The sequence below is a fragment of the Pseudomonas sp. T1.Ur genome (genome assembly GCF_023516725.1).
Lineage (GTDB): Bacteria > Pseudomonadota > Gammaproteobacteria > Pseudomonadales > Pseudomonadaceae > Aquipseudomonas > Aquipseudomonas alvandae.
Window position 1 is genome coordinate 377,552 of sequence record NZ_JAMGSN010000001.1, and the last position, 22,372, is coordinate 399,923.

At 59.8% G+C, this 22,372-nt stretch carries 19 protein-coding genes and 1 tRNA gene; 6 read left to right on the top strand and 14 right to left on the bottom strand.

Annotation, left to right across the window (positions count from 1 at the left end; translation table 11 throughout):
• Positions 1–50 precede the first annotated feature (50 nt).
• The 3 genes from M8Q45_RS01735 to M8Q45_RS01745 all read left to right on the top strand — a co-directional run bounded on the left by M8Q45_RS01735 (position 51) and on the right by M8Q45_RS01745 (position 3,336).
• A complete protein-coding gene (locus M8Q45_RS01735; protein ID WP_198796237.1) occupies positions 51–2,216 on the top strand; it encodes a methyl-accepting chemotaxis protein in 2,166 nt (721 codons plus the stop codon).
• An 84-nt stretch (positions 2,217–2,300) separates the two neighbouring features.
• A complete protein-coding gene (locus M8Q45_RS01740; RefSeq protein WP_249873355.1) occupies positions 2,301–2,744 on the top strand; it encodes a DUF3592 domain-containing protein in 444 nt (147 codons plus the stop codon).
• A gap of 4 nt (positions 2,745–2,748) precedes the next feature.
• Complete coding sequence (locus tag M8Q45_RS01745) at positions 2,749–3,336, top strand: hypothetical protein (RefSeq protein WP_181289747.1); 588 nt, start codon at positions 2,749–2,751, stop codon at positions 3,334–3,336.
• A gap of 82 nt (positions 3,337–3,418) precedes the next feature.
• Here the strand turns inward: M8Q45_RS01745 and M8Q45_RS01750 are convergent, their stop codons facing one another.
• From M8Q45_RS01750 to M8Q45_RS01775, 6 genes are all read right to left on the bottom strand, one after another.
• On the bottom strand, positions 3,419–3,652 hold the full coding sequence (locus M8Q45_RS01750) for a hypothetical protein (RefSeq protein WP_249873356.1): 234 nt from the start codon (positions 3,650–3,652) through the stop codon (positions 3,419–3,421).
• On the bottom strand, positions 3,649–6,030 hold the full coding sequence (locus M8Q45_RS01755) for a T6SS phospholipase effector Tle1-like catalytic domain-containing protein (protein WP_249873357.1): 2,382 nt from the start codon (positions 6,028–6,030) through the stop codon (positions 3,649–3,651). The genes M8Q45_RS01750 and M8Q45_RS01755 overlap by 4 nt, the downstream gene beginning before the upstream one ends.
• Positions 6,021–6,530: a Tli1a family immunity protein gene (gene tli1a, locus M8Q45_RS01760; RefSeq protein WP_249877251.1), complete on the bottom strand. Its 510-nt coding sequence runs from the start codon at positions 6,528–6,530 to the stop codon at positions 6,021–6,023. Before tli1a (M8Q45_RS01760) ends, M8Q45_RS01755 begins: the two co-directional genes overlap by 10 nt.
• A 38-nt stretch (positions 6,531–6,568) precedes the next feature.
• Positions 6,569–7,093, bottom strand: a complete 525-nt coding sequence (tli1a, locus tag M8Q45_RS01765) for a Tli1a family immunity protein (RefSeq protein WP_502940189.1) — start codon at positions 7,091–7,093, stop codon at positions 6,569–6,571.
• Positions 7,094–7,204: 111 nt separating this feature from the next.
• Positions 7,205–7,969, bottom strand: coding sequence for a toxin Tle1 chaperone Tla1 (gene tla1, locus M8Q45_RS01770; RefSeq protein WP_349654616.1), 765 nt, complete (start codon positions 7,967–7,969; stop codon positions 7,205–7,207).
• A 12-nt stretch (positions 7,970–7,981) separates the two neighbouring features.
• Positions 7,982–10,372, bottom strand: coding sequence for a type VI secretion system Vgr family protein (locus M8Q45_RS01775; RefSeq protein ID WP_249873359.1), 2,391 nt, complete (start codon positions 10,370–10,372; stop codon positions 7,982–7,984).
• 389 nt (positions 10,373–10,761) lie between these two features.
• Between M8Q45_RS01775 and M8Q45_RS01780 the strand changes: the two genes are divergently transcribed.
• On the top strand, positions 10,762–12,837 hold the full coding sequence (locus M8Q45_RS01780; RefSeq protein ID WP_249873360.1) for a calcium-binding protein: 2,076 nt from the start codon (positions 10,762–10,764) through the stop codon (positions 12,835–12,837).
• A 54-nt stretch (positions 12,838–12,891) separates the two neighbouring features.
• Here M8Q45_RS01780 and ychF read toward each other — a convergent pair whose 3' ends face one another.
• The 8 genes from ychF to M8Q45_RS01820 form a co-directional block, all read right to left on the bottom strand.
• The gene (gene ychF, locus M8Q45_RS01785; RefSeq protein WP_217860324.1) at positions 12,892–13,992 is read right to left on the bottom strand and encodes a redox-regulated ATPase YchF; all 1,101 of its coding nucleotides are present in this window, start codon (positions 13,990–13,992) and stop codon (positions 12,892–12,894) included.
• Between the two features lie 22 nt (positions 13,993–14,014).
• A complete protein-coding gene (gene pth, locus M8Q45_RS01790) occupies positions 14,015–14,599 on the bottom strand; it encodes an aminoacyl-tRNA hydrolase (protein WP_003185374.1) in 585 nt (194 codons plus the stop codon).
• Between the two features lie 165 nt (positions 14,600–14,764).
• A complete protein-coding gene (locus M8Q45_RS01795) occupies positions 14,765–15,367 on the bottom strand; it encodes a 50S ribosomal protein L25/general stress protein Ctc (protein ID WP_207966248.1) in 603 nt (200 codons plus the stop codon).
• 142 nt (positions 15,368–15,509) lie between these two features.
• Positions 15,510–16,451: a ribose-phosphate pyrophosphokinase gene (locus tag M8Q45_RS01800; RefSeq protein ID WP_003171603.1), complete on the bottom strand. Its 942-nt coding sequence runs from the start codon at positions 16,449–16,451 to the stop codon at positions 15,510–15,512.
• A gap of 47 nt (positions 16,452–16,498) precedes the next feature.
• Positions 16,499–16,573: transfer RNA gene (locus tag M8Q45_RS01805), tRNA-Gln, on the bottom strand.
• Between the two features lie 37 nt (positions 16,574–16,610).
• Positions 16,611–17,462 (bottom strand): 4-(cytidine 5'-diphospho)-2-C-methyl-D-erythritol kinase, encoded by an 852-nt coding sequence (gene ispE / locus M8Q45_RS01810; protein ID WP_249873361.1) that lies wholly within the window; start codon positions 17,460–17,462, stop codon positions 16,611–16,613.
• Between the two features lies 1 nt (position 17,463).
• On the bottom strand, positions 17,464–18,081 hold the full coding sequence (lolB, locus tag M8Q45_RS01815) for a lipoprotein insertase outer membrane protein LolB (RefSeq protein ID WP_249873362.1): 618 nt from the start codon (positions 18,079–18,081) through the stop codon (positions 17,464–17,466).
• 4 nt (positions 18,082–18,085) lie between these two features.
• A complete protein-coding gene (locus M8Q45_RS01820; RefSeq protein ID WP_181287854.1) occupies positions 18,086–19,810 on the bottom strand; it encodes a tetratricopeptide repeat protein in 1,725 nt (574 codons plus the stop codon).
• Positions 19,811–19,991: 181 nt separating this feature from the next.
• Here M8Q45_RS01820 and hemA point away from each other — a divergent pair, with 181 nt between their 5' ends.
• Both hemA and prfA read left to right on the top strand, forming a co-directional pair.
• Entirely contained in the window at positions 19,992–21,281 is a 1,290-nt protein-coding gene (gene hemA / locus M8Q45_RS01825) for a glutamyl-tRNA reductase (RefSeq protein ID WP_039592198.1), read from the top strand.
• A complete protein-coding gene (gene prfA / locus M8Q45_RS01830) occupies positions 21,278–22,360 on the top strand; it encodes a peptide chain release factor 1 (RefSeq protein WP_058546035.1) in 1,083 nt (360 codons plus the stop codon). Before hemA ends, prfA begins: the two co-directional genes overlap by 4 nt.
• Positions 22,361–22,372: the final 12 nt, after the last annotated feature.

The window sequence follows — 22,372 nt, forward strand, 5'->3', positions numbered from 1 at the left end:
GCCGGCGTTCTTCATGGCGGCGCGAAAAATAGAATCGGGTGGGGAATGATATGAAGTTCACGTCGTTGCAGGCACGCATTTGTGTCACGGCGGGCGCATGCCTGTTTGTTTCGTCTGTCAGCCTGGTTGTCTACGGGCTCTTTACTGCCCGGTCGAATGAGCAATATGTCGCGAGCGAGGTCAGTGCGCTGGTTGAAAAATCAACCATCCGGGAAATCCAGAACCTGGCCGAATCCCGTGCCAACGCCATCCAGGCCAAGCTGCAGAATGCATTGGATGCAGCACGCACAATGGCCAATACTTTTGCCGCCAGCAAGGCTTCGCAAAGCCCCCTGGCATTGGGCCGTGAACAGATCAACAGCGTGCTGCTCAATGTGCTCAAGGACAACCCTGACTTCAACGGCACCTATTCCTGCTGGGAGCCAAATGCGCTGGACGGGCAGGACCCCGGGTTCCGCAACGCACAAGACGGCAACAACCCCGTGACCGGACGTTTTACGCCTTACTGGACGCGCAGCGCCGATGGTCATGTCGCGGTGCAACCGTTGGTCGAGTATGACTCGGCCGACCGCCATGCCAATGGTGTGCTCAAGGGCGGGTGGTACAGCGGCCCGCGCGACACCCTGAAGGAAAGCGTGTTGGACCCCATTCCCTACGTGGTGCAGGGGAAAAATGTCTGGCTGACCACCTTGTCGGTGCCCATCGTCTCCGAAGGGAAATTCTACGGGGTGGTTGGCGCTGACTTCGACATCGCCTTCATCCAGAAACTCAGCGAGCAGATGTCTGCCGACCTCTATGGCGGCAAAGGCACGGTGTCGATCCTGAGCAACCAGGGGCTGGTGGTCGCGGACAGCCAGCGTACCGACTTGATCGGCCAGCCTATCAAGGCCCTCTTGCCCGATTCCTGGGAAAAGGTGCTGGGCGATATCCAGGGCGGTCGAGGGGATGGCCTGCTGAATGCGCAAACCCAGAATATCGAAGTGCTGATGCCGATTGTGCTCGGCCGTACCGGCAAACCCTGGGCGGTGTTGATTCGTCTGCCCAAGGCCGTGGTCATGAGCCAGGCCATCGCCTTGGAGCAGGAGCTGCAGGCGCGCAGCCTCGACAACAGTATCTGGCAGGTGTCGGTAGGGTTGGTCATTTCATTGTTGGCCCTGGCCGCCCTGTGGTATGCCGCCGCCAAGATCGTCGGGCCGATTCGCGAGGCGGCTGCCTTGGCCGCGACCATCAGCCTCGGGGATTTTTCGCGCCGACTGGTGCAGCAGTCCGAAGATGAAGTCGGGCAGTTGTCGGCCGCCCTGAACGATATGTCCGAGAGTCTGCAACGGCAGGTGAGGGTGGCGGAGCGCATTTCCGAAGGTGACCTGGATCTGCAGGTCCGGCTGTCTTCGCCCCAGGACACCTTGGGCAAGTCGCTGGAGAAAATGGTCAGCAACCTGAACCAGCTGATTTCCGAAGTTCAGGCCAGCGCCACCCAGATCACCGGCAGCTCGACGCAGGTGACCGACCTGAGCCAGTCACTGTCCGAGGGCGCCTCGAATTCCGCCTCGTCCATCACCGAGATCAGTGCGGTGATGACGCAAATGGCCGCCCAGACCCGGGACAACGCCGCCAATGCCAAGAAAGCCGATGAGCAATCCCAGGCTTCACGCGCCGATGCGGGGGAGAGCGATAAGCTGATGAGTGAGCTGATCGCCGCCATGGCCGAAATCGATAACTCGGGCAAGGACATCACGGCCATCATCACCACCATCGATAACATTGCCGCGCAAACCAACCTCCTCGCGCTCAATGCGGCGATCGAGGCTGCGCGGGCAGGTGAACTCGGCCGTGGTTTCGCGGTGGTGGCGGACGAAGTGCGCAGCCTGGCCGCCCGCAGCGCCGAGGCGGCCCAGCAGACAGCTGCGCTGATCGCCGATTCCTCGAGCAAGACCCAGCGCGGCATGATCATCGCCGGCCGTACCGCCGAATCGCTGAAGAATATCGTCAGCGGGACCAGCGAAGTCTCCAGCCTGGTTTCGCTGATCTACCAGGCCTCCAGCGAGCAGGCTTCAGGCTTGCAACAGGCGAGCATCGGGCTCGAACAGATCGACGAGGTGACCCAGAAGAACCAGTCGAACTCCCACGAATGTGCCATCGCCGCCAAGGATCTCTCCGAGCGAGCCTCGTTGATGCAGCGTGTGCTTGGGCGGTTCAAGGTGAAAGTTTCAAGATAAAAATTTCAAGGTAAAAAAAGGTCAGCGGGGGGGCTTTTTGCTATCCTGCGGGCCCTTCTTCACGGACGAATACCGAGACCTGCCATGGCTAACGACACGCCGTCACGCATCGGACAGACACTGCTGGGATTGCTTTTCGCGCTGATTGGCATTGGTTTGTTGGGCGCCGCCTTCAATCTGGCGCTCGATCGGCGCGAGTTTCTTGCTCGCGCCGAAATGGCTGATGGCATTGTCAGCCACTTGAATGCCGGTGGTTCGCATCCCGAGATCGCCTTCACCACCGCAAGCGGCGAAAAGATTTCCTACCCTCAGGGCGGCTTTATCTTCGGTTATCAGAAAGACCAGCCGGTGCGGGTGCACTATTCGCCCGAGCAGCCGGCTGGCAGCGCCATCGTCGATGATCGGGGTGCCTTGTGGGGGACCTCGGCATTATTGGGCGGCATCGGTTTGGTATTCACTCTGGTAGGACTATTGAAAGTCACCGGCCAGCGCGGTCGCGGTACGGCTCATTCACTTAAAGGACTTTGAACGCATGAGCTACAACATTCCTATTCCGGTCAATGAAAGTCGTTGGCAATACCAGACCGCCAGCGGTGGCGGTCTGACCGTGGTCATGGTGGCGGGCAGTGGCGGCTCGATCATCCTGCGTTCGCCCCAGGGCGAGGACGTCAGCTACCGCTATGGCGGTGTCGGCGTGGGTGTCGGGTTTGGCGCGCGGCTGCCACGTTTCGGCAAGATCAATATCCAGATCAAAGGCAAGGGCGTAAGTGGGGCGGGTGCGGCAGAGGCGTTCCCCAGCACCGGCAAGGTGTTTGTCAGCGATGCCCTGGTCGATCGCGACCTGACCAGCGACGACATCACCGGCCCTTGCATGTACACCGAAGTGGGCGTGGGCCTGGTGGTCGGTGGTTCGGCCACAGCGCTGCTGTTCGGACTCGATCCCAAGCTGTTGGCACTGTCGGTGGCCTTGAGCTCCAATCCGGCGACCTCGCTCATCGCGTCGACCACGGTCAACCGGCAACTGGCACGTTCGGCCAAGGGCGCAGTGGTCATGGCCGGCGTGAACGCCGGTCTGCAGGCCGGTGGCGGCGCGGCGATCTACATGGGCTATCTGTTCTAGTTGCGGCTGGGCGCAGGTAACGTTTGGAGAGGACTCAGTGCGTCTGATTAGAGCACTGAGTCTTGGTGCTCGGCCTAGCCGTTCATAACGGATCGTTGTGCACGGCGGGCAGAGCTGCGGGGTCTGGCGTGGGCAAGTCCTCGCCGACGAATGTCGGCCTATCCCTCTGCGTCCCTCCAGGAATATGCGCACGCCGCACCTGCAGCGACGCGTCCCCCGCGCAGGACAGCGGTTGGCCGAAGGCCAGGAAACGGCCTTCGAGCACTTCGCCGCCGAAGGGACGCAGGGGGTCGCCCAGGCGTATCAAGGGCATCATGAGGCGACCTCCCCATCAAACTCCACCAGCACGCCGGCCAACCGCAGTATTTCGTCGGTCCGTTCGAGACGTTGCAGATGGTCGTCCAGGGCGATCTGTTTCTTCTGCTCGATCACCACTTCGCCGATATGGCGCGTCGGCTGCAGGATCTTTTCCGCGCCCGGCAGGAACGGCACCACCGCACCGCTGACCTTGTCGATCACCTGATAACCAATGGTCGCCGCGCCCATGCCGGCCGCCAGCCCGCCCACGGCGCCAAGCGTGCCGCTGCGCTTGATGCCATACACCGTGGCGCCCGCCAGCACCGCCACGCCCAGCATCCGCCCGGCGACCACCACCGGCGACAGGGCACGGCTGTTCTCGTTGCCGAAATAGGTCATGCGATAGAAAAAGTAACCGGCCCACAGCTCTCGGGACGCCAACTTGTCGTGCATGAACCAGGCCCGCGAATCGTGGATGTGGTCATCGAACAACGCCACCAGCAACGCCAGGCCCGGCTTCCGGCTGGGCAAACCGAACCTGTCCAGGAACAGCTGCTCCTTGCGCAACTCGCCCGCCGCCTTGATGCTTGCGTGGTCCCGCACCTCGTCGTTCTCGTTGAGCAGGTACATCGTGTCGCGCAGAACCACGTCCAGGACAGAGCCCTTCCAACTGGTCTGCTCGCGACCGATGTCCAGATAGTCATGCTTGAATTCAGTGGCGGCCTGGCTGAGCTGGGTCTGATCGATCTGCGGCTCGTAGATCGGTGGGCCGGGATGGTTCATCGCTGCGGCGGGCGCTTTCTGGCGGTTTTTCAGCGCGGCCTGTTTCTGGTCTTCATATTCGCGACGCTGTTCGGCCGTATCGTAGGCGGTGGCTTCGTTGGCCTCGGTGAAGAACGGTTGATGCTTGTAGCTGTCGTTGTATTGATAGCGGCCATCGACCTTTTCGAGGTCGTTGGCAAAACGGCCAATGCGCCAGCCGGTGATCCAGCCTAATTGATCAGCCAGGGTGTCTTCGACGGTGGTGGTGAGGAGCAGAGGGTGGTAGCCATCGGAGGGGGTGCTGTCCTGATTCTCGGGTGGGACGGTGTGCAGGGTTTGGTGGTGCCAGGCGTTGAAGCGTTCGATGACTATGTCGCTTACCTCGAATTCTCTTTCACTTAAGGGGCCCATGATTCGCCAATGCTTTTGCGGCTGAAGACTCGTAGGTAGAACTCCTTCCGGTACTTGTAATGGCGCCCCCGCAGCGAAGGCTGCGGCATACAGATCGTGCAGGACGATCTGCGACACCAGCTCATTCGTACCACCACGGGCCTTGCCCTGATCATTCTTCGGGTACCCACCGCCCACGTCGGAGTGCACGCCGGGGTACACCACTTCATAGGTATTGGGCGGGTAAGTGCCATCCTCGTTACGGACCGAATCCAGCGGGAAACAGGCACGTTGTTCGAACGCCGCGACAAAGTGCCGACAGCATTTGACGAAGTCGGGAAACGTTTTTGCGTCCGGCAATAGCTGGGTGTCATCGGCCCAGTCCATGTGCCCGGCAAAAAACGGCGTGACATGGGCAATACCCACCGATGCCACGGTATCTAGCAAGCCGAGAAACTCGATACTCACCGGCAGCCCCAACAGTGTCTGTTCCGGGTTTTCGGCCCCGTCCGGCGTGTCGAACAGCTGGCTCAGCCAGCTCACGAAAGTGCGCGCTTCCGCCGCGCCGCGGGAAAATCCATAGACGAAGAGCTTGACGCCCAGCACTTCAGGCCTGGCTCTGGGGACATGGGCTCTCAACGGTTCCAGCAAATCTTTCATGACTTGGCGTCGTCGACCGGCGCCGAAGATGCTCATCATGGGGCCTTTGGACGTGCTCATGGACTCGACCTTGGCCTTGGCGACGACTCGGTCGATTTCCTTCTTGTTATCCAGTGCAAAAGACAATGCACTTGCGACTTGCACCAGGGCCCAATTGATTCGGTCTTCGCCACCCGTGGCAAATTGCAAACCGTTCTCGCTGTAATCCAGTTCGCCAATTTCCGGGAAGGGGGTCCCGACACCGGGCATGTAGTAGGAAAAGTAGCCACGCTCTTTTGCTGGCGTACCTCTGAGTGACGCGTGGAACAGCTTGGCAATATTACTTGGATGTTCCTTCTTGGTATCGTTATCTTCGTTATTGTTGGTCCCATCAAAAAATAGGCTGATATGCAAGCTGTGGCAGCACGCGGAGTGCCGTTTTTGTCCCCGGGCGTTGGTCGTTTGGCGAAATAAGTTCTTCTCCTTAATCTGTCTGTTGTAATTTGCGGTCACCTTTCGAATGTCTGTGGGTAACCGGCCACCGACTGGAAAAATCGGTGGTGCCCAAGCCTTGGCTTTTGAATTGTTATTTTTTTCTACGGACATACAGCAGGCTCCTTCATTTGTTTTGGATCTTTAATTGGATTGTGAGGTGAACCGTATCCCCAACAAGAGGTAGTGACCTTGATTTGATTGCAAACAAGGAAATGGACTTTCAAACCGCAGGAGTCCGTTCCTGACCACTCCGGAATTTCCACCGTGGCGCTATGACGTTGAAATTTAGCCTTGTGCGTAGCCCAGGCCTCCTCATCGAAACCAAACCCAGTGGTCTTTCGCTTTATTTTTGCAAAACGATTAGGGTCGACTTCCCATTCGATATGAGCCATCAGACCGGGACGCCATTTGATCGGCAAAATGATGCAACACGAGCTCCCGCCACCGCCGTGCGCTCTATAACCATTGACCGAAAACCAATTAATCGCATTCAAAGTATGATTGACCGCTGCCAAGTTCCCTCCCGCCATTTCATTTTCCGCAGAAGAGCAGCCATACAACATCAATCCCAGCAATGCATAAAGCCCCTGTTGTATCCATTTCCTTAGCATCGACAACCCTAGGTCCTTGTCCGCCTTCGAGTTGTTTTCTATTTCGGGCATATGGCGGGCTCCTTCATTTCTAAGGGTTCTTTAATGGGGTTATGAGGTGAACCGTATCCCCAGCAAGAAGTAGTGACCTTGATTTGATTACAAACAAGGAAATGGACTTTCAAACCGCAGGAGTCCGTTCCTGACCACTCCGGAATTTCCACCGTGGCGCTATGACGCTGGAATTTTGCCTTATGCGCGGCCCATGCTTCCTCATCGAAACCAAACCCAGTGGTTTTTCGTTTTATTTTTGCAAAACGATTAGGATCCACTTCCCACTCGATATCAGCGTTCAGTCCGGGACGCCACTTCGTCGGCATGATGACGCAACAGGAACTTCCTCCCCCTCCGTCAGCCCGATATCCGTTGACCGACAACCAATTAATTGCATTCAACGTATGATTAACGGCTTCTATGTTCCCTCCCGCCATTTCATTTTCCGCAGAAGAGCACCCATACAGCATCACCCCCAGCAAGGCATAAGAGCCTCGCGCCATCGACTTACAGAACATCAACTGCCTCATGGCAAAGTCCTTTTCATTTACATTTCAAACGCAGAACCGTCTCGTCCGCACGGCTCCTTCCATGCGATCTGTTACGCGGCACTATTTTTCGGTTTCAACGCCGAGCCGCTCTTAAGAATTAACAGGCGCAGTTCCCTTCACGTAATCATCGAGTTCCCCGAAGTAATTCTCTTTGCCCGCCTGCACGGCCATTCGATATAACAAGGCGAAACGCTCTTCCTTACTGTCTTCAAGATGGTCAAATTCGCCGCCATTCAACATCTGCTGCGCATCGGAAATGCAGCCGATCAGGTCGCATTGCTCATCGCTCAGTTCGACGAAGGGCGGCATGTCGATGTTGCCCCGCGCCTGACCGGCGCCCCGTCGCCATTGCGGCTGGTCATCCCGGTCCAGCCAAGTCCAATAGCTGACGGGGAGCAGGTAATGGATGCGCTGCTCATCGCTCAAGATGGAGGAGATCAGCAGGGGGAAGATTCGCGGGTCGTAGTACCGCAACAAGCCGGATTGCCCGCCCCACTTCATTTGGGACAGGGCTTGCAGGGCGTGGCTGAGCGCATCGAAGGGCAATGGCGAGATCGCGACCAGCAACCGTGCATCGGTTGCACAGTGAGTCATGAGTTGTTCCAGCCAGGCGCGATGTTGCCAATGCGCCAGATCCAACCGAATCAATAGCGGCGCCTGCTCCAGCAGGTTTTCCTCCGGCGTACCGGTAAACAACGAGTGCCATGGAATCTCTGGCCTTATTTGCTTCAGGGCCGGGATGGCGCAATGGCCCCAGTCAGACTGATCCAGCAGAAGGTCCACTCGCGGTATGTCCGAAGTCATACAGATGTGTTCAATCTGTTTTTGCCATTCGCTTGGTGTTGCCATGGGCATGTACTCCTTTTCTTAATTTTCGCGCGGAAGAATTCCAACAGCGTTTTCGCGAGCCGCCTTGAGGCAGTCCTCACACACCGACTGCGGCAACTCCGGCAACGCAAAACTCTGCCCGGCCGGCAGTTCCCAGACATGCTGCCCCTTGAGGTTCAGCTTGCCGGGGCTGTGGATGTCGATCGCGCCGCTCGGGTTGATCCGGATGAACCCACCGCCACAGGCCAGGGTGATGCCGTTCTTGGCCGTCACTTGCACGTGCCCTTGTACCGACTGAACGGTAATGTCCTGCTGGGCTTTCATGGCCAGCACGTCGCCGTGGGATTCGATTTCAAGCGGGCCTTTGCCCGAGACGAGGCGCAGGCCTTCCTGTTGGGCGAGCAGCGAAATGGCCTGGTTGGCGTGGGCCGACAGGCGCTTGGCGGCGGCGAGGTTGATGTCGTCGTGGCTTTGCAGGTAGAGCGCGTCGCCGCTTTTGAGCAGCAGGCTGGCCGGGGTGACGGCACCAATGCCCTGGGGAGCGCTGAGCAGGAGGGCGGCGGCCTTGAGGTCCTTTGCGTTGGCCTGGAGTTGCTGCAAACCATCCAGGTCAGGCGTGCGGCTGTGATGGGCCTGGGCGATGTGTTGCCACTCGGCCATCTGGCGTTTGGCGCCTTCGATCTGGGCGGTGGCCGGGTCCATGCTGAGGACATCACCCTGCGCCTTGACCTGCTCATCCGCACTGATAAACACCCCCTTGCCACCCCGAATCGCGCCCCAGCCATCGGTGCGCAACTCAAACCCTTCCCCGCGCTTCTGCCGCTCGGCATCCACCAGATGCCCCAGGTTCAACTGGCTCTTGCCGCTGTGTTCGGTGCTGAGCTTGATGTGTTCCTGCCCGCGGGTGTCGTCCAGGCGCAGTTTGTTGTTGGTCGGGGTGCGCAGGACGTTGCGGCGTTCGTTGCGGGCGGTGACCGGGTCGGGGTGGCGGTCATCGTGCAGGGCGTGGGCGATGTAGGGGCGGTCGGGGTCGCCGTGTTCGAAGGCGATCGCCACTTCGGTGCCGGCCTGCAGCGGGAAGTGCAGGCCGTGGGTGTCGCCGCCGTAGGGCCGGGCCAGGCGCAGCCAGGCGCTTTCGCGGCCGGGTTGCCAGGTGTCGCGGTCGAACAGGAAGCGCACTTTGTAGCGGCCTTCGAAGTCGAGGTCGGCGTATGGCGGGTTGACCACCGGGTGGCTGACGCGGGCGGGAATGGTGCCGCTCATGTGCGGCTTGGGCAGCAGCGCTGGGCGAAAGCACACGGTTTCCGAGTAGGGAATGGCTTGGAAGTGAGCGACGAAGCTGCGGTCGCGGGCCGCTTCGGTGCGCAGGCTGACGATCACCGCGCCGGGCTCGAAGGCCTTCGGCGGGCCGCCGGTGATGTCGAGGCGCTGCGCCGGGGCCAGGATGGCGCTGCTGGTGGTGCCGCTGAGGCGGGTCTGGTCGTTGAGGTAGAGTTCATGGCGCAGGCGGGCGTAGAAGAAACCGCTTTCGCTTTGCAGGTCTTCGTCCAGGGCGTAGCGCTCGCCCAGCACCGTGTAGGGTTCGCCGTAGTGATAGGCCTCGCCGTAGGTGCCCTTGGCGCCTCGGGTGTGGTCGACGTCGCCGTCCAGGAAGGCATGGGCCTCGCGGTGATGGTAGGCGCGAAAATTGATGGTTTGCTCGACCATCCGGTGGGCGGTCTGCAGGTTCCAGACGGCGTCCTGGCCATCGGCGGACAAGCCGGACGGCGGGCGGCACGGCAACGTGACGCCGCGCTGGTAGTGCCGCTGGTCGTCGTGAAATTCCACCACGTCGATGTTCAGGCGATCGTCGCTGGTGACGCGGTACCAGATGCCGACCTCGGCCAGCAGGCGCTCGACGAAGGCCAGGTCGCTCTCGTCGTATTGCATGACCTGTTCGCGCCGGGGGTACTGGCGCACCAGGTTGAAATAGAACTCCTCGCCACGAAAATCGTGGCGCGTGCGCAGGATGTGCTCGACGATCTCGGGCACCGACTGCTGCTGGTAGATCCGAAACTGCTTGCCGCGCCCAAGCCGCGCGAAGCGCGGTTGCAAGGTGATTTCATAGCGGGCTTCATCGTTGGAGCCGGACAGGCGCTTGAAGCCTGAGATCACGCCATGAAAGGCGCGCAGCGGCTTGATCACCGGCGGCGTGAAGCCCTTGGGCGTCGGCGGTGGCGGCACGGCGTACAGGTTGAAATAACCCCACCGGTTGAGCACGTCGGTGGCCGCCAGGTCGCGCTCGGTGCAGGTGAATTCGATGCGGTAGAGGTAGGGACGACTCAGGTGTTCCTCGCCGGTGAAGGCGAGGACGTCGAGGTGAGTGTCGAGGCCGGAGATTCGCAGGGTGTGGCGGCTGTGGTCGAAGAAGGTCGGGAGTGGGTTAGTCATGGATGCCCCTGGAAAACCACGCTCATGGCGCGTGGTTTTTTGTTGTCGAGGGGACCAGATTGGCTCACGGCGAAGGGCAGATACCATAGGCAAACCGCCCGTTCTGAAAAATCAGAAGCGTCCTATAGAGGCGGCTTCCTATTCCTTAGGAAGTTGCCTACATATGGCCGATTGCCTAGGGAAATAAGTGGGAAGGGGAGGGTTATTGGCCATCTGTCGTCATCCCCCAGCCAGAAGTGAACTTGCCGCTCGGTGATGCCTCCGAGCAAAAGGGCCATCCAGCCTGCTGACGGCTGCAAGCCACCGGTCAAGCCAATGATCGGGAAGCGTGCAAAGCGTTGTGGCTCTTCCAGAGTGACGAATCCGGCATTTATTTAAAGGACTAAACCATGACAACCTTCGATAGTACGAAAGTGGATTCCCATACCGTGAGAACCGGCCCGGGCACCGTCCAGGTCGACCTCACCGGCCAGTTCGATGATGCCCAGAGCATCACTGTCCAGTCGGACGGCAAGATATTGATTGGCGGCTATACCGAATACCTGGCATGGGGATACCCCGGGGCGCCAGGTGAGGAAAGCTACGGCTACGAACAGAACCATTCCGTTATCCGCCTGAATGCGGATGGAAGCCTGGACACCGGCTTTCATGAAGGTGGCGTCGATACCATACCGGCCGCCACAGCTCCTGCGTCCCGCTATGAGCTGACGGCGGTGCAGTCCGATGGCAAGGTGCTCGTCGCGGTGGCGCTCAACACCGGCATACAGGTGGAGCGCTACAACAGTGACGGGACGCGCGATGCTGGCTTTGGTCAGAACGGCGTCATGACGGTCGACATCGGCCATGACTTCAAGGATATCGACCTGACGGCCAATACGGACGGCACCTTTCAGGTCAGTGCCCGCGGGTTTGACCAAGCTACCGTGACCAAGGTTGGCAATGACGGCAGCTTGTTCGACGGCTTCGGCAACCATGGCGTGCTGACCGTCGATATTTCCGAAGACCCGTTCTTCAACGGCGGGATCTCCACCGCCGTGCTGGCGGATGGAAGCGTTGTGGTCGGGGCTGCCTACAATGCAGCCGGTGCAGGTGACCCGACGTTCGCCTTGCAGCGTTACAACGCCGACGGTCAGTTGGATACCCGTTTCGGTGAGGATGGCGTCCTGCATTTGAGCGCCGCCATGGGGTTTGGCGAAGACTCGGTGGTCACCGTGCAGGCTGACGGCAAGATCATCGTGATGGGCCATGGCGAGGGCGATAGCTTGGCTACCGTGGCGCGGCTCAACGCTGATGGATCCTTCGACAGCAGTTTTGGCAACAATGGCTCGGTGACCTTCGAAGCCGACACGCCGGTGGCTTTGACGGTACAAGCCGATGGAAGGATTTTGGCTGCCGGCACGAACAGCGGAGATTTCAATGTCATCCGCCTGAACGCCGACGGCAGCCTTGATACCAGCTTTGGCAGCCAGGATGGCAAGCTCCATGTGGAGGGGTACGCTGGCGAGGAAATCCTGCGCGGCACCGATGCCGCCGAAATCATCCATGGCCTGGCGGGCGACGATGTGCTCCAGGGCGACGGCGGACGTGATGTGTTGCAAGGTGGCGCAGGCGCGGACATCTTCCGTTTTGCCGAATTGGGCGACAGTTTCCGCACCGCTACGTTGAACAGCAGCGATCGTATCCAGGACTTTGATGTCTCTGAGGACCGCATTGACCTGATCGGCTTGGGCTTCACCGGGATTGGCGACGGGCATGACGGCACCTTGGCCATCCAGGCCAGCGCGGACGGCACCCGCACCTACCTCAAGAGCTTCGACGCCGATGCCGCCGGCCAACGTTTTGAGCTGGCCCTGGACGGCAATCTGGTGGGGCAGTTGAATAGCGGCAACCTGGTGTTTACCGCGCCCACCCTCGAAGGGACGTCTGCCAACGATACGATCAACGGTTCTGCCTTGTCGGAGATCATCTGTGGCCTCGACGGCAATGACCGTATCAACGGCGGCGCCGGAGCGGATGTCATCATCGGTGGCGCGGGCGCCGACCGTCTCAACGGCGGAGACAGGGCCGATATTTCGTTGTGGACGGACAACCGTGAAAACGCCGACGTATTCCGCTATCTCTCCACCGAGGACAGCTACCGGACCGACAGCCAGAGCTTTGCCGACCTTATCGAAGGCTTCACGGTTGACGACAAGATCGATGTGTCGGCGTTGGGCTACACCGGTTTCGGAGAGGGTACGGACACTACGCTGAAGTTGGTTTACAACGAGGCACTGGACCGCACTTACCTGAAGGATGCGGAAGCGGACGCCCAAGGCCATTCGTTCCAGATCGCACTGGCTGGGGACTGGCGGGAAAGCCTTGGCGAAGACAACATGGTCTTTGCTCCCGCCGCGGCGCCCGACGCCGAATTAGGCTTGATCGGGGTGGCGCCAGACGTCGATCAATGGCATTTGCTGAGTTGACGGGCACAAAAAAACCGCGTGGCAGACAGACGCTGCCACGCGGTTTTTTTCACTTCAGACGTTGAAGCGGAAGTGCATCACGTCGCCATCCTTGACGATGTATTCCTTGCCTTCCAGGCGCCATTTACCGGCTTCCTTGGCGCCCGCTTCGCCCTTGTACTGGATGAAATCCGAGTAGGCGATGACTTCGGCGCGGATGAAGCCTTTCTCGAAGTCGGTGTGGATGACGCCGGCGGCTTGCGGGGCGGTAGCGCCCACGCGAACGGTCCAGGCGCGGACTTCTTCGACACCGGCGGTGAAGTAGGTCTGCAGGTGGAGCATTTCGTAGCCGGCGCGAATCACGCGGTTCAGGCCAGGCTCTTCCAGGCCCAGGGCTTCGAGGAACATGTCTTTCTCTTCACCGTCGTCCAGCTCGGCGATTTCCGCTTCGATCTTGTTGCAGACCGGAACGACCATGGCGCCTTCTTCTTCGGCAATGGCCTTGACCACGTCCAGGTGCGGGTTGTTCTCGAAACCGTCTTCAGCGACGTTGGCGATGTACATGACCGGCTTGGTGGTCAGCAGGTGGAAGCCCTTGATCACCTGTTTCTCGTCGGTGCTCATGTTCTTCATCAGGCTGCGCGCAGGCTTGCCTTCGGTGAAGTGGGCAATCAGCTGTTCCAACAGGCCTTTCTGGACGACGGCGTCCTTGTCGCCACCCTTGGCGTTGCGGGCGACTTTCTGCAGTTGTTTCTCGCAGCTGTCGAGGTCGGCGAAAATCAGTTCCAGGTCGATGATTTCGATGTCGCGTTTCGGGTCGACGCTGTTGGAGACGTGAATCACGTTCTCGTCTTCGAAGCAGCGCACCACGTGGGCGATGGCATCGGTTTCACGGATGTTGGCCAGGAACTTGTTGCCCAGGCCTTCGCCTTTCGACGCACCGGCCACCAGGCCAGCGATGTCGACGAATTCCATGGTGGTCGGCAGGATACGCTTGGGATTGACGATCGCCGCCAAGGCTTCCAGGCGTGGATCGGGCATCGGCACGATGCCGCTATTCGGCTCGATGGTGCAGAAGGGGAAGTTCTCGGCCGCGATCCCGGATTTGGTCAGGGCGTTGAACAGGGTGGACTTGCCGACGTTAGGCAGGCCGACGATGCCGCAATTGAATCCCATGGTGTTTCCCCTCGGATAAGTGTCAGGCCTTCTGGCTGTGCAGGTTTTTCATCGCGCGGTTCCATTCACCGGCGAGGATATCCGGCAGCACGCCGAGGGCGAAGTCGATGCTGGCATCGAGTTTTTCCTGTTCGGCGCGAGGCGCGCGACCCAGGACAAAGTTTGAAACCATACTGGCAACGCCCGGGTGGCCGATGCCGAGCCGCAGGCGGTGAAAGGTATTCTGATTACCCAGTTGCGCGATGATGTCGCGCAACCCGTTGTGACCGCCATGGCCGCCGCCTTGCTTGAGCTTGGCAACGCCCGGAGGCAGGTCGAGTTCGTCGTGGGCCACCAGGATTTCTTCCGGCTTGATGCGGAAGAAACCGGCCAATGCCGCCACGGCCTGGCCGCTGCGGTTCATGTAGGTGGTGGGAATCAACAGGCGAACATCCTGACCCTGGTGCGAAAAGCGCCCGGTCAGGCCGAAATATTTGCGATCGGCGGCCAGGCTGACGCCTTGGGCGTGTGCGATGCGCTCAACAAAAAGGGCCCCTGCGTTATGCCGGGTCTGTTCGTATTCGGCGCCTGGATTTCCCAGGCCAACGATCAGTTTGATGGCAGTCACGATAGGGGCCCTTCCTGGAGTGGTGGATAACATGTCGCGTCAGACAGTGTGGCGACAACGAACGAAAATTGCGGATCTACCGTTAAGTAAACTTCGCGTTCTTGCCCGTTGTCTCGCTACGTTCCAGTCCGCGATGTTTCCGGTCACTCCGGCGACAGAGTGAAATTACTCTGCAGCGCCTTCTTCAGTAGCTTCTGGAGCAACACGTGGAGCGTGGACGTTGGCAACAGCCTTGTCATCACCGTGAGCCAGGGCAACAAACTCAACGCCTTTAGGAGCCTTGAGGTCGGACAGGTGAATGATCGTGCCGACTTCGGCGTCAGCCAGGTCGACTTCGATGAATTCAGGCAGGTCTTTCGGCAGGCAGGAAACTTCGATTTCCGAAGTCACGTGCGAGATCTCGCCGCCTTTCTTGACCGGAGCAGCTTCGTTGATGAAGTGCACTGGAACAACAGCAGTCAGCTTCTGACCGGCAACAACGCGGACGAAGTCAGCGTGCATCACGTGGCCTTTGGCCGGGTGACGTTGCAGGGCCTTGATCACGACGTTTTGCTTGGTGCCGCCAACGTTCAGCTCGATGATGTGGCTGTAGGCCGCTTCGTTTTCGAGCAGTTTGGCAACTTCTTTGGCCAGCATGCTGATGGACTCAGGGGCTTTGTCGCCACCGTAGACTACAGCTGGAACCAGGCTTGCGAGACGACGCAGGCGGCGGCTCGCACCTTTCCCCAGGTCGGAACGCACTTCAGCATTCAGAGTAAAATCGTTCATGTTGTATCTCCAAAATAGCCATGACCGAGTGGCGTTTGCGACCAGCGCCAGGCACGGTATGGGCAAAAAAGCCCCGCCCCGACAGGTGATGCCGGGGCGGGGCGCTTTTCGTCAACGAGACATTCAGGAAAGGGCAGGGCCCTTAGCGGAACATCGCACTGATCGATTCTTCATTGCTGATGCGGCGAACCGCCTCGGCAACTACCGGTGCGATATCCAGTTGGCGGATACGCGCACAGGCTTGTGCTGCAGCGGACAGCGGGATGGTGTTGGTCACCACCAGCTCGTCCAGCACGGAATTTTCAATGTTTTCGATCGCCCGACCGGACAGCACAGGGTGCGTGCAGTAGGCAAAGACCTTGGCAGCGCCATGCTCTTTCAGGGCCTTGGCCGCGTGGCACAGGGTGCCGGCGGTATCGACCATGTCATCGACCAGAATGCAGGTACGCCCTTCGACATCACCAATGATATGCATCACTTCGGAGTGATTGGCTTTCTCACGGCGTTTGTCGATGATACCCAGATCAACGCCCAGGGATTTGGCAACGGCCCGTGCACGCACGACGCCGCCGATATCCGGGGACACGATCATGAGGTTTTCGAAGCGCTGATCTTCAATGTCATCCACCAGGACGGGGGAGCCGTAGATGTTATCCACGGGAATATCGAAGAAGCCCTGGATCTGGTCAGCATGCAGATCAACCGTGAGTACACGATCGATGCCGACTACGGTCAGCATATCGGCCACGACTTTCGCGCTGATAGCCACACGTGCGGAACGCGGACGGCGATCCTGGCGGGCATAACCAAAGTAAGGAATAACAGCAGTGATACGAGTAGCCGAGGAACGGCGGAAGGCATCAGCCATCACGACGAGTTCCATCAGGTTATCGTTGGTCGGAGCGCAAGTCGGCTGAATAATGAAGACGTCTTTACCGCGAACGTTTTCATTGATCTCGGCAGTGATTTCGCCGTCGGAGAACTTACCGACAGAAATGTCACCGAGAGGGATATGCAGCTGACGTACGACACGCCGAGCCAGATCGGGGTTGGCGTTCCCCGTAAAGACCATCATCTTGGACACGCGCAGTACCTGAAGGCTGAGGGTATACCTGGATGAGTATAGGAAAATGGCAGGGGCGGCTGGATTCGAACCAACGCATGGCAGGATCAAAACCTGCTGCCTTACCGCTTGGCGACGCCCCTGTATCTGTTGCTGCGAGTGCCCAGCACTCGATTCCTTTTAGAGCAGACTTTGCAGCTTGCGATGCAACATCGAAACGTTGCTTCCTTTCGCTACAAACCCTGTAAGGGTCTCTGTCAGAAGGGCCGAGACTTTATCAGCTTCAGCTTTGCTTGGGAAGCCCCCAAACACACAACTTCCAGTTCCGGTGAGTTTTGCTTCGGTAAAATTACCTAGCAAATTCAATGCGTTACGAACATCTGGATAACGCCTTGCTACCACCGGTAAGCAGTCATTTCGACTGTTTCCCTTGGGAACGGGGCGCACTTTAATGGGAGGAGAGTTACGTGTCAACAGTGGATCTGAAAAAATTTCTGCTGTACTTACAGATACTTGCGGCACCAGCACCAAGTACCAGGGTTCTTCGGGTTCTACCGGCGTGAGTTTTTCCCCCACGCCCTCGGCAAAAGCCGCGTGGCCCCGCACGAAAACCGGCACGTCGGCGCCTAGCGTCAGGCCCAGGGCCGCCAGCCGATCCATGTCCCAGCCCAGTTGCCACAGATGATTCAGGCCCAGCAAAGTCGTCGCCGCATTCGAACTGCCGCCACCGATGCCGCCGCCCATGGGCAGGATTTTTTCGATCCAGATATCGATGCCCAGCGAACAACCGGATTGTTCCTGGAGTTTTTTCGCGGCCTTGACGATCAGATTGCTGTCATGGGGAACGCCATCGAATTCGGTGTGCAAGCGGATCACGCCATCGTCGCGCACGGCGAAAGTGATCTCGTCGCCGTAGTCCAGGAACTGAAAGATTGTCTGCAGCTCGTGATAGCCGTCCGGTCGCCGGCCGAGGATGTGCAGCATCAGGTTGAGCTTGGCCGGGGAGGGCAGCGTCAGGCGTGTCGCGCTCATGTCATTGCCCCAGCTTGCGCGGCTGCCATTGCTTGATGACCAGCGTGACGTCGAGGTTGCTGCCGTGCAGCTTGATGCGCTCGGGCAACCAGTAGCCGTTCTGCTCGGCATAGCTGAGGTATTCGATTTGCCAGTCGTCCTGCTCCAGGTTGGACAGGCGACTGTCCGCGTCGAGGGTCAAGCGGCTTTTGCTGTCCGGTGCCGGCAGGCCGCGAACCCACCAGGTCAGGTGCGACACCGGCAGTTTCCAGCCCAGTTGTTCTTCCAGCAGCGCTTCAGGGGTCGGCGCCTCGTAGCGTCCCTGGTTGGCGACTTCCAGCGAAACCTGGCCCGGCCGGCCGGTCAAGCGTGCGGCGCCACGGCCCAGCGGCCCGGAGAGGCGAATGTCGTAGTAATCCTGGCGCTGCAGCCAGAACAAGGTGCCGCTGCCCGAATCCTTTGGCGCGCGAATACCGATCTTGCCGTCGATCTGCCAGCCATCGAGGCCACTCAATTGTTGCTTGTGCTCGCGCCACTGGGCCTGGTTGCCCTGGCCCTGGACGGATTCACGGGCGCCGAATCCCGCGCAACCGGCGAGCAGGGCGATAAAACTGAAAACGATGAAATGGCGCAAAAACATAATCTTAAAGAGTCTCTGATCCGGTCAGGCGTTTGATGGTGCTGCGCAGGATGGGGCTGTCGGGCTGTTCCTTGAGGAACTTGTCCCAGATCTGCCGGGCTTCGCGTTGTTTGCCGTTGGCCCACAACACTTCACCCAGGTGAGCGGCGACTTCCTGGTCGGGAAAGCGCTCCAGGGCCTGGCGCAACAGGCGTTCGGCTTCGTCGAGATTGCCCAGGCGGAAGTTCACCCAGCCGAGACTGTCGAGTACCGCCGGGTCTTCCGGGTTGATCTGGTGGGCCTGTTCGATCAGCACCTTGGCTTCATCGTAGCGGGTGGTGCGATCCGACAGGGTGTAGCCAAGGGCGTTGAGGGCCATGGCGTTGTCCGGGTCGCGCTGGATGATCAGGCGCAGGTCTTTTTCCATCTGGGCCAGGTCATTGCGTTTTTCCGCCAGCATGGCGCGGGTATACAGCAGGTTCAGATCGTCCGGGTATTGCTTCAAGGCTTGTTGCAACACGCCCCAGGCCTTGTCGCCCTGGTTGTTGGCCGACAAAGTCTCGGCCTCGATCAGGAAGAGCTGGATGCCATAGTCCGGCTGGGTGTCGCGCTGGATGGCCAGGCGACTCTGGGCCTCGGCCGTCCTGCCGTTGCCGATCAGTATGTCGGCCTGGCGTAGTTGCGCCGGCAGATAATCATTGCCCGGGCCGACCTGGGCGTATTCGATCAGAGCGCTCTCGGGGTCGTTGCGCTCCTCGGCGATGCGGCCCAGGTTGAGGTGGGCCGAATCGACATGGCTTTCCCGCGCGATCAGGTCTTCCAGGTAGCCCTTGGCCTCTTCCCAGGCCTTGGCCTCTAGGCAGACCAGCGCCAGGGAATAACGCAGGTCATCATCCTCCGGGTATTGCTGCACGAGGCTGGAAAATTCGACCTTGGCGTCGTCCATGCGGTTGTTCTCGACCAGCATGCGCGCGTAGGTGAGGCGCAGGCGTTTGTCGTCCGGGTATTTCTTGATGCTTTTTTCCATCAGCGGCAGGGCTTCGTCACCGCGGTTCATGCTTTGCAACAGTCGCGCACGCAGCAGGATGGGCGCCACTTCACCGGCCTCTGGCGGGTTGTCTTCCAGCAGGGTGAGGGCACCCTGGGAGTCGCCGTCCTGTTGCAGCAGCAGGGCCTTGCCGAAAATCAGTTGTCCATTGTTCGGATGGCGCTGCAGCAGGCGATCGAAGCTCTTCATCAGGCCGGCGCGGGTTTCCTGGTCGGTATCGGCGGCGGACAGCGCCAGGAAGTCAAAATGGGTGTCGCCTTTGCCCTGCAGGACCTTCTCCATATACGTCATGGCGTCGTCATAACGTCCGGCACGCGCCAGCTGTATGGCGGCGGCGCGTTGCGCTTCGAGATCGTCCGGGGCGTTCTTCGCCCAGATCAGCGCAGTATCCAATGCAGGCTGGTCAGCGCCCAGGTATTCGGCGATGCGAAACGCGCGCTCGGAAATCCCCGGGTCCTGGGTATTGATGGCCTGTGTCACATAGTTGTCCAACGCAATATCGAAGCGATTGCGCTGGCCCGCCAGCTCGGCGCTCAGCAGGCTGAAGATGGTCTCCTCGCTGAACGAGCCGTAGACCTTGGGCTTTTCGGGGGTCGGGGAACTGTCTTCGACCGGTGGCGTACCGTCCGTCGAAACGGGGGCCATGGACTGGCAGCCGCCGAGGAAGGCAAAAGCGAGGAGCAACGCAAAGGATCTATTCATATAGGAAGAGGACGACTAACCTGCGGTCGGATCATCATGACACAAGCCATCGGTCAAACATAACCGAGTCTCGGCGGATGCTTTATAGGCACAGGTAATTGTGACAATAGTCGGGGGTGGTTGTTCTGGATCTGGCGAAGTAGGACAATTGCCGGCTTCACGTCACCATCAGCGACCTTGAATGGCCTTCCTTGCACTTGGTATTAACCACAAGACTGCTTCAGTAGACGTCCGCGAGCGCGTGGCCTTTACGCCTGAGCAGCTGGTTGAGGCCCTGCAGCAGCTCTGCCGACTCACCGACAGCCGCGAAGCTGCGATCCTCTCCACCTGCAATCGCAGCGAGCTCTATATAGAACAGGATCACGTTTCTGCCGATTCAGTGCTGCGCTGGCTGGCCGAATACCATGATTTGAGCCTTGAAGAGCTGCGCGCCAGTGCCTATGTGCACGAAGATGATGCGGCCGTTCGTCACATGATGCGCGTGGCCTCGGGGCTTGATTCGCTGGTGTTGGGCGAGCCGCAGATCCTCGGCCAGATGAAATCGGCGTACGCCGTGGCGCGCGAGGCCGGCACCGTCGGCCCACTGCTGGGGCGGCTGTTCCAGGCCACGTTCAATGCCGCCAAGCAAGTGCGCACCGACACCGCCATCGGCGAGAACCCGGTGTCCGTGGCGTTTGCGGCGGTTAGCCTGGCGAAGCAGATATTCAGTGATCTGCAGCGCAGCCAGGCGTTGCTGATCGGTGCCGGCGAGACCATCACCCTGGTTGCCCGCCACCTGCATGACCTGGGCGTGAAACGCATCGTGGTCGCCAACCGCACGCTGGAGCGCGCCAGTACCCTGGCCGAACAGTTCGGCGCCCACGCGGTGCTGCTGTCCGACATTCCCGCCGAGCTGGTACACAGCGACATCGTCATCAGTTCCACCGCCAGCCAGTTGCCGATCCTTGGCAAGGGTGCGGTGGAAAGCGCCCTGAAGCTGCGCAAGCACAAGCCGATCTTCATGGTCGACATCGCCGTTCCCCGAGACATCGAGCCGGAAGTCGGCGAACTCGACGACGTTTATCTCTACAGTGTCGATGACCTGCACGAAGTGGTTGCCGAAAACCTGAAGAGCCGGCAAGGCGCGGCCCAGGCGGCGGAAGAGATGATTACCGTCGGCGCCGAGGATTTCATGGTGCGCCTGCGCGAGCTGGCGGCGGTGGACGTGCTCAAGGCGTATCGTCAGCAAAGTGAACGGCTGCGTGACGAAGAATTGCAAAAGGCCCAGCGCCTGCTGGCCAACGGTGGCAGTGCCGAAGAGGTGCTGGTGCAACTGGCCCGTGGCCTGACCAACAAATTGCTCCACGCGCCCAGCGTCCAGCTCAAGAAACTGACCGCCGAAGGCCGCCTCGATGCGTTGGCCATGGCCCAGGAACTTTTCGCCCTCGGTGAGGCTTCACCGGATAGCTTTTCGGATAAAAAATCGCAATGAAAGCGTCACTGCTCAATAAGCTGGACATTCTCCAGGACCGTTTCGAGGAACTGACCGCCTTGCTGGGCGACGGCGAGGTCATTTCCGACCAGAACAAGTTCCGGACCTACTCCAAGGAGTACGCGGAAGTCGAGCCGATTGTCGCGACCTATAAACAGTTGCTCAAGGTGCAAGGCGACCTCGAGGGTGCCCAGGCGCTGCTCAAGGACAGCGACCCGGACATGCGCGAAATGGCGGTGGAAGAGGTGCGCGAGGCCAAGGAGCAATTGGTCGAGTTGGAAAGCAACCTGCAGCGCATGCTGTTGCCCAAGGATCCGAACGACGGGCGCAACGTGTTCCTCGAGATTCGTGCCGGTACTGGCGGTGACGAGGCGGCGATCTTTTCCGGCGACCTGTTCCGCATGTATTCGCGCTACGCCGAGCGTCGTGGCTGGCGTGTGGAAATCCTCTCGGAGAACGAAGGCGAACACGGCGGCTATAAAGAGGTCATCGCCCGGGTCGAGGGTGACAACGTCTATGGCAAGTTGAAGTTCGAATCCGGCGCCCACCGCGTACAGCGTGTGCCAGCCACCGAATCCCAGGGCCGCATCCACACATCCGCCTGCACCGTGGCGGTCTTGCCCGAGCCGGACGAACAGGAAGCCATCGAGATCAACCCGGCGGACCTGCGGGTCGACACCTACCGTTCCTCCGGCGCGGGCGGCCAGCACGTCAACAAGACCGATTCGGCGATCCGCATCACGCACTTGCCCTCGGGCATCGTGGTCGAGTGCCAGGAGGAACGCTCCCAGCACAAGAACCGCGCGCGGGCGATGGCCTGGTTGTCGGCCAAGCTCAACGACCAGCAGACCAGCGCCGCCGCCAACGCCATCGCCAGCGAGCGCAAATTGCTGGTGGGCTCGGGTGATCGTTCCGAGCGAATCCGTACCTACAACTTTGCCCAGGGCCGGGTCACCGACCATCGCGTCAACCTGACCCTGTATTCCCTGGATGAAATCCTTGCAGGTGGTGTCGACGCGGTGATCGAGCCCTTGCTGGCCGAATACCAGGCCGACCAGTTGGCCGCGATTGGCGAATAAGCACAGGTGAAT

Bases quoted from the DNA above. Each gene is read 5' to 3' on its own strand.
- M8Q45_RS01735 (WP_198796237.1), top strand. From the start codon at position 51: ATGAAGTTCACGTCGTTGCAGGCACGCATTTGTGTCACGGCGGGCGCA.
- M8Q45_RS01740 (WP_249873355.1), top strand. From the start codon at position 2,301: ATGGCTAACGACACGCCGTCACGCATCGGACAGACACTGCTGGGATTG.
- M8Q45_RS01745 (WP_181289747.1), top strand. From the start codon at position 2,749: ATGAGCTACAACATTCCTATTCCGGTCAATGAAAGTCGTTGGCAATAC.
- M8Q45_RS01750 (WP_249873356.1), bottom strand. From the start codon at position 3,652: ATGATGCCCTTGATACGCCTGGGCGACCCCCTGCGTCCCTTCGGCGGC.
- M8Q45_RS01755 (WP_249873357.1), bottom strand. From the start codon at position 6,030: ATGTCCGTAGAAAAAAATAACAATTCAAAAGCCAAGGCTTGGGCACCA.
- tli1a (WP_249877251.1), bottom strand. From the start codon at position 6,530: ATGCTAAGGAAATGGATACAACAGGGGCTTTATGCATTGCTGGGATTG.
- tli1a (WP_502940189.1), bottom strand. From the start codon at position 7,093: ATGAGGCAGTTGATGTTCTGTAAGTCGATGGCGCGAGGCTCTTATGCC.
- tla1 (WP_349654616.1), bottom strand. From the start codon at position 7,969: ATGCCCATGGCAACACCAAGCGAATGGCAAAAACAGATTGAACACATC.
- M8Q45_RS01775 (WP_249873359.1), bottom strand. From the start codon at position 10,372: ATGACTAACCCACTCCCGACCTTCTTCGACCACAGCCGCCACACCCTG.
- M8Q45_RS01780 (WP_249873360.1), top strand. From the start codon at position 10,762: ATGACAACCTTCGATAGTACGAAAGTGGATTCCCATACCGTGAGAACC.
- ychF (WP_217860324.1), bottom strand. From the start codon at position 13,992: ATGGGATTCAATTGCGGCATCGTCGGCCTGCCTAACGTCGGCAAGTCC.
- M8Q45_RS01795 (WP_207966248.1), bottom strand. From the start codon at position 15,367: ATGAACGATTTTACTCTGAATGCTGAAGTGCGTTCCGACCTGGGGAAA.
- ispE (WP_249873361.1), bottom strand. From the start codon at position 17,462: ATGAGCGCGACACGCCTGACGCTGCCCTCCCCGGCCAAGCTCAACCTG.
- lolB (WP_249873362.1), bottom strand. From the start codon at position 18,081: ATGTTTTTGCGCCATTTCATCGTTTTCAGTTTTATCGCCCTGCTCGCC.
- M8Q45_RS01820 (WP_181287854.1), bottom strand. From the start codon at position 19,810: ATGAATAGATCCTTTGCGTTGCTCCTCGCTTTTGCCTTCCTCGGCGGC.
- hemA (WP_039592198.1), top strand. From the start codon at position 19,992: ATGGCCTTCCTTGCACTTGGTATTAACCACAAGACTGCTTCAGTAGAC.
- prfA (WP_058546035.1), top strand. From the start codon at position 21,278: ATGAAAGCGTCACTGCTCAATAAGCTGGACATTCTCCAGGACCGTTTC.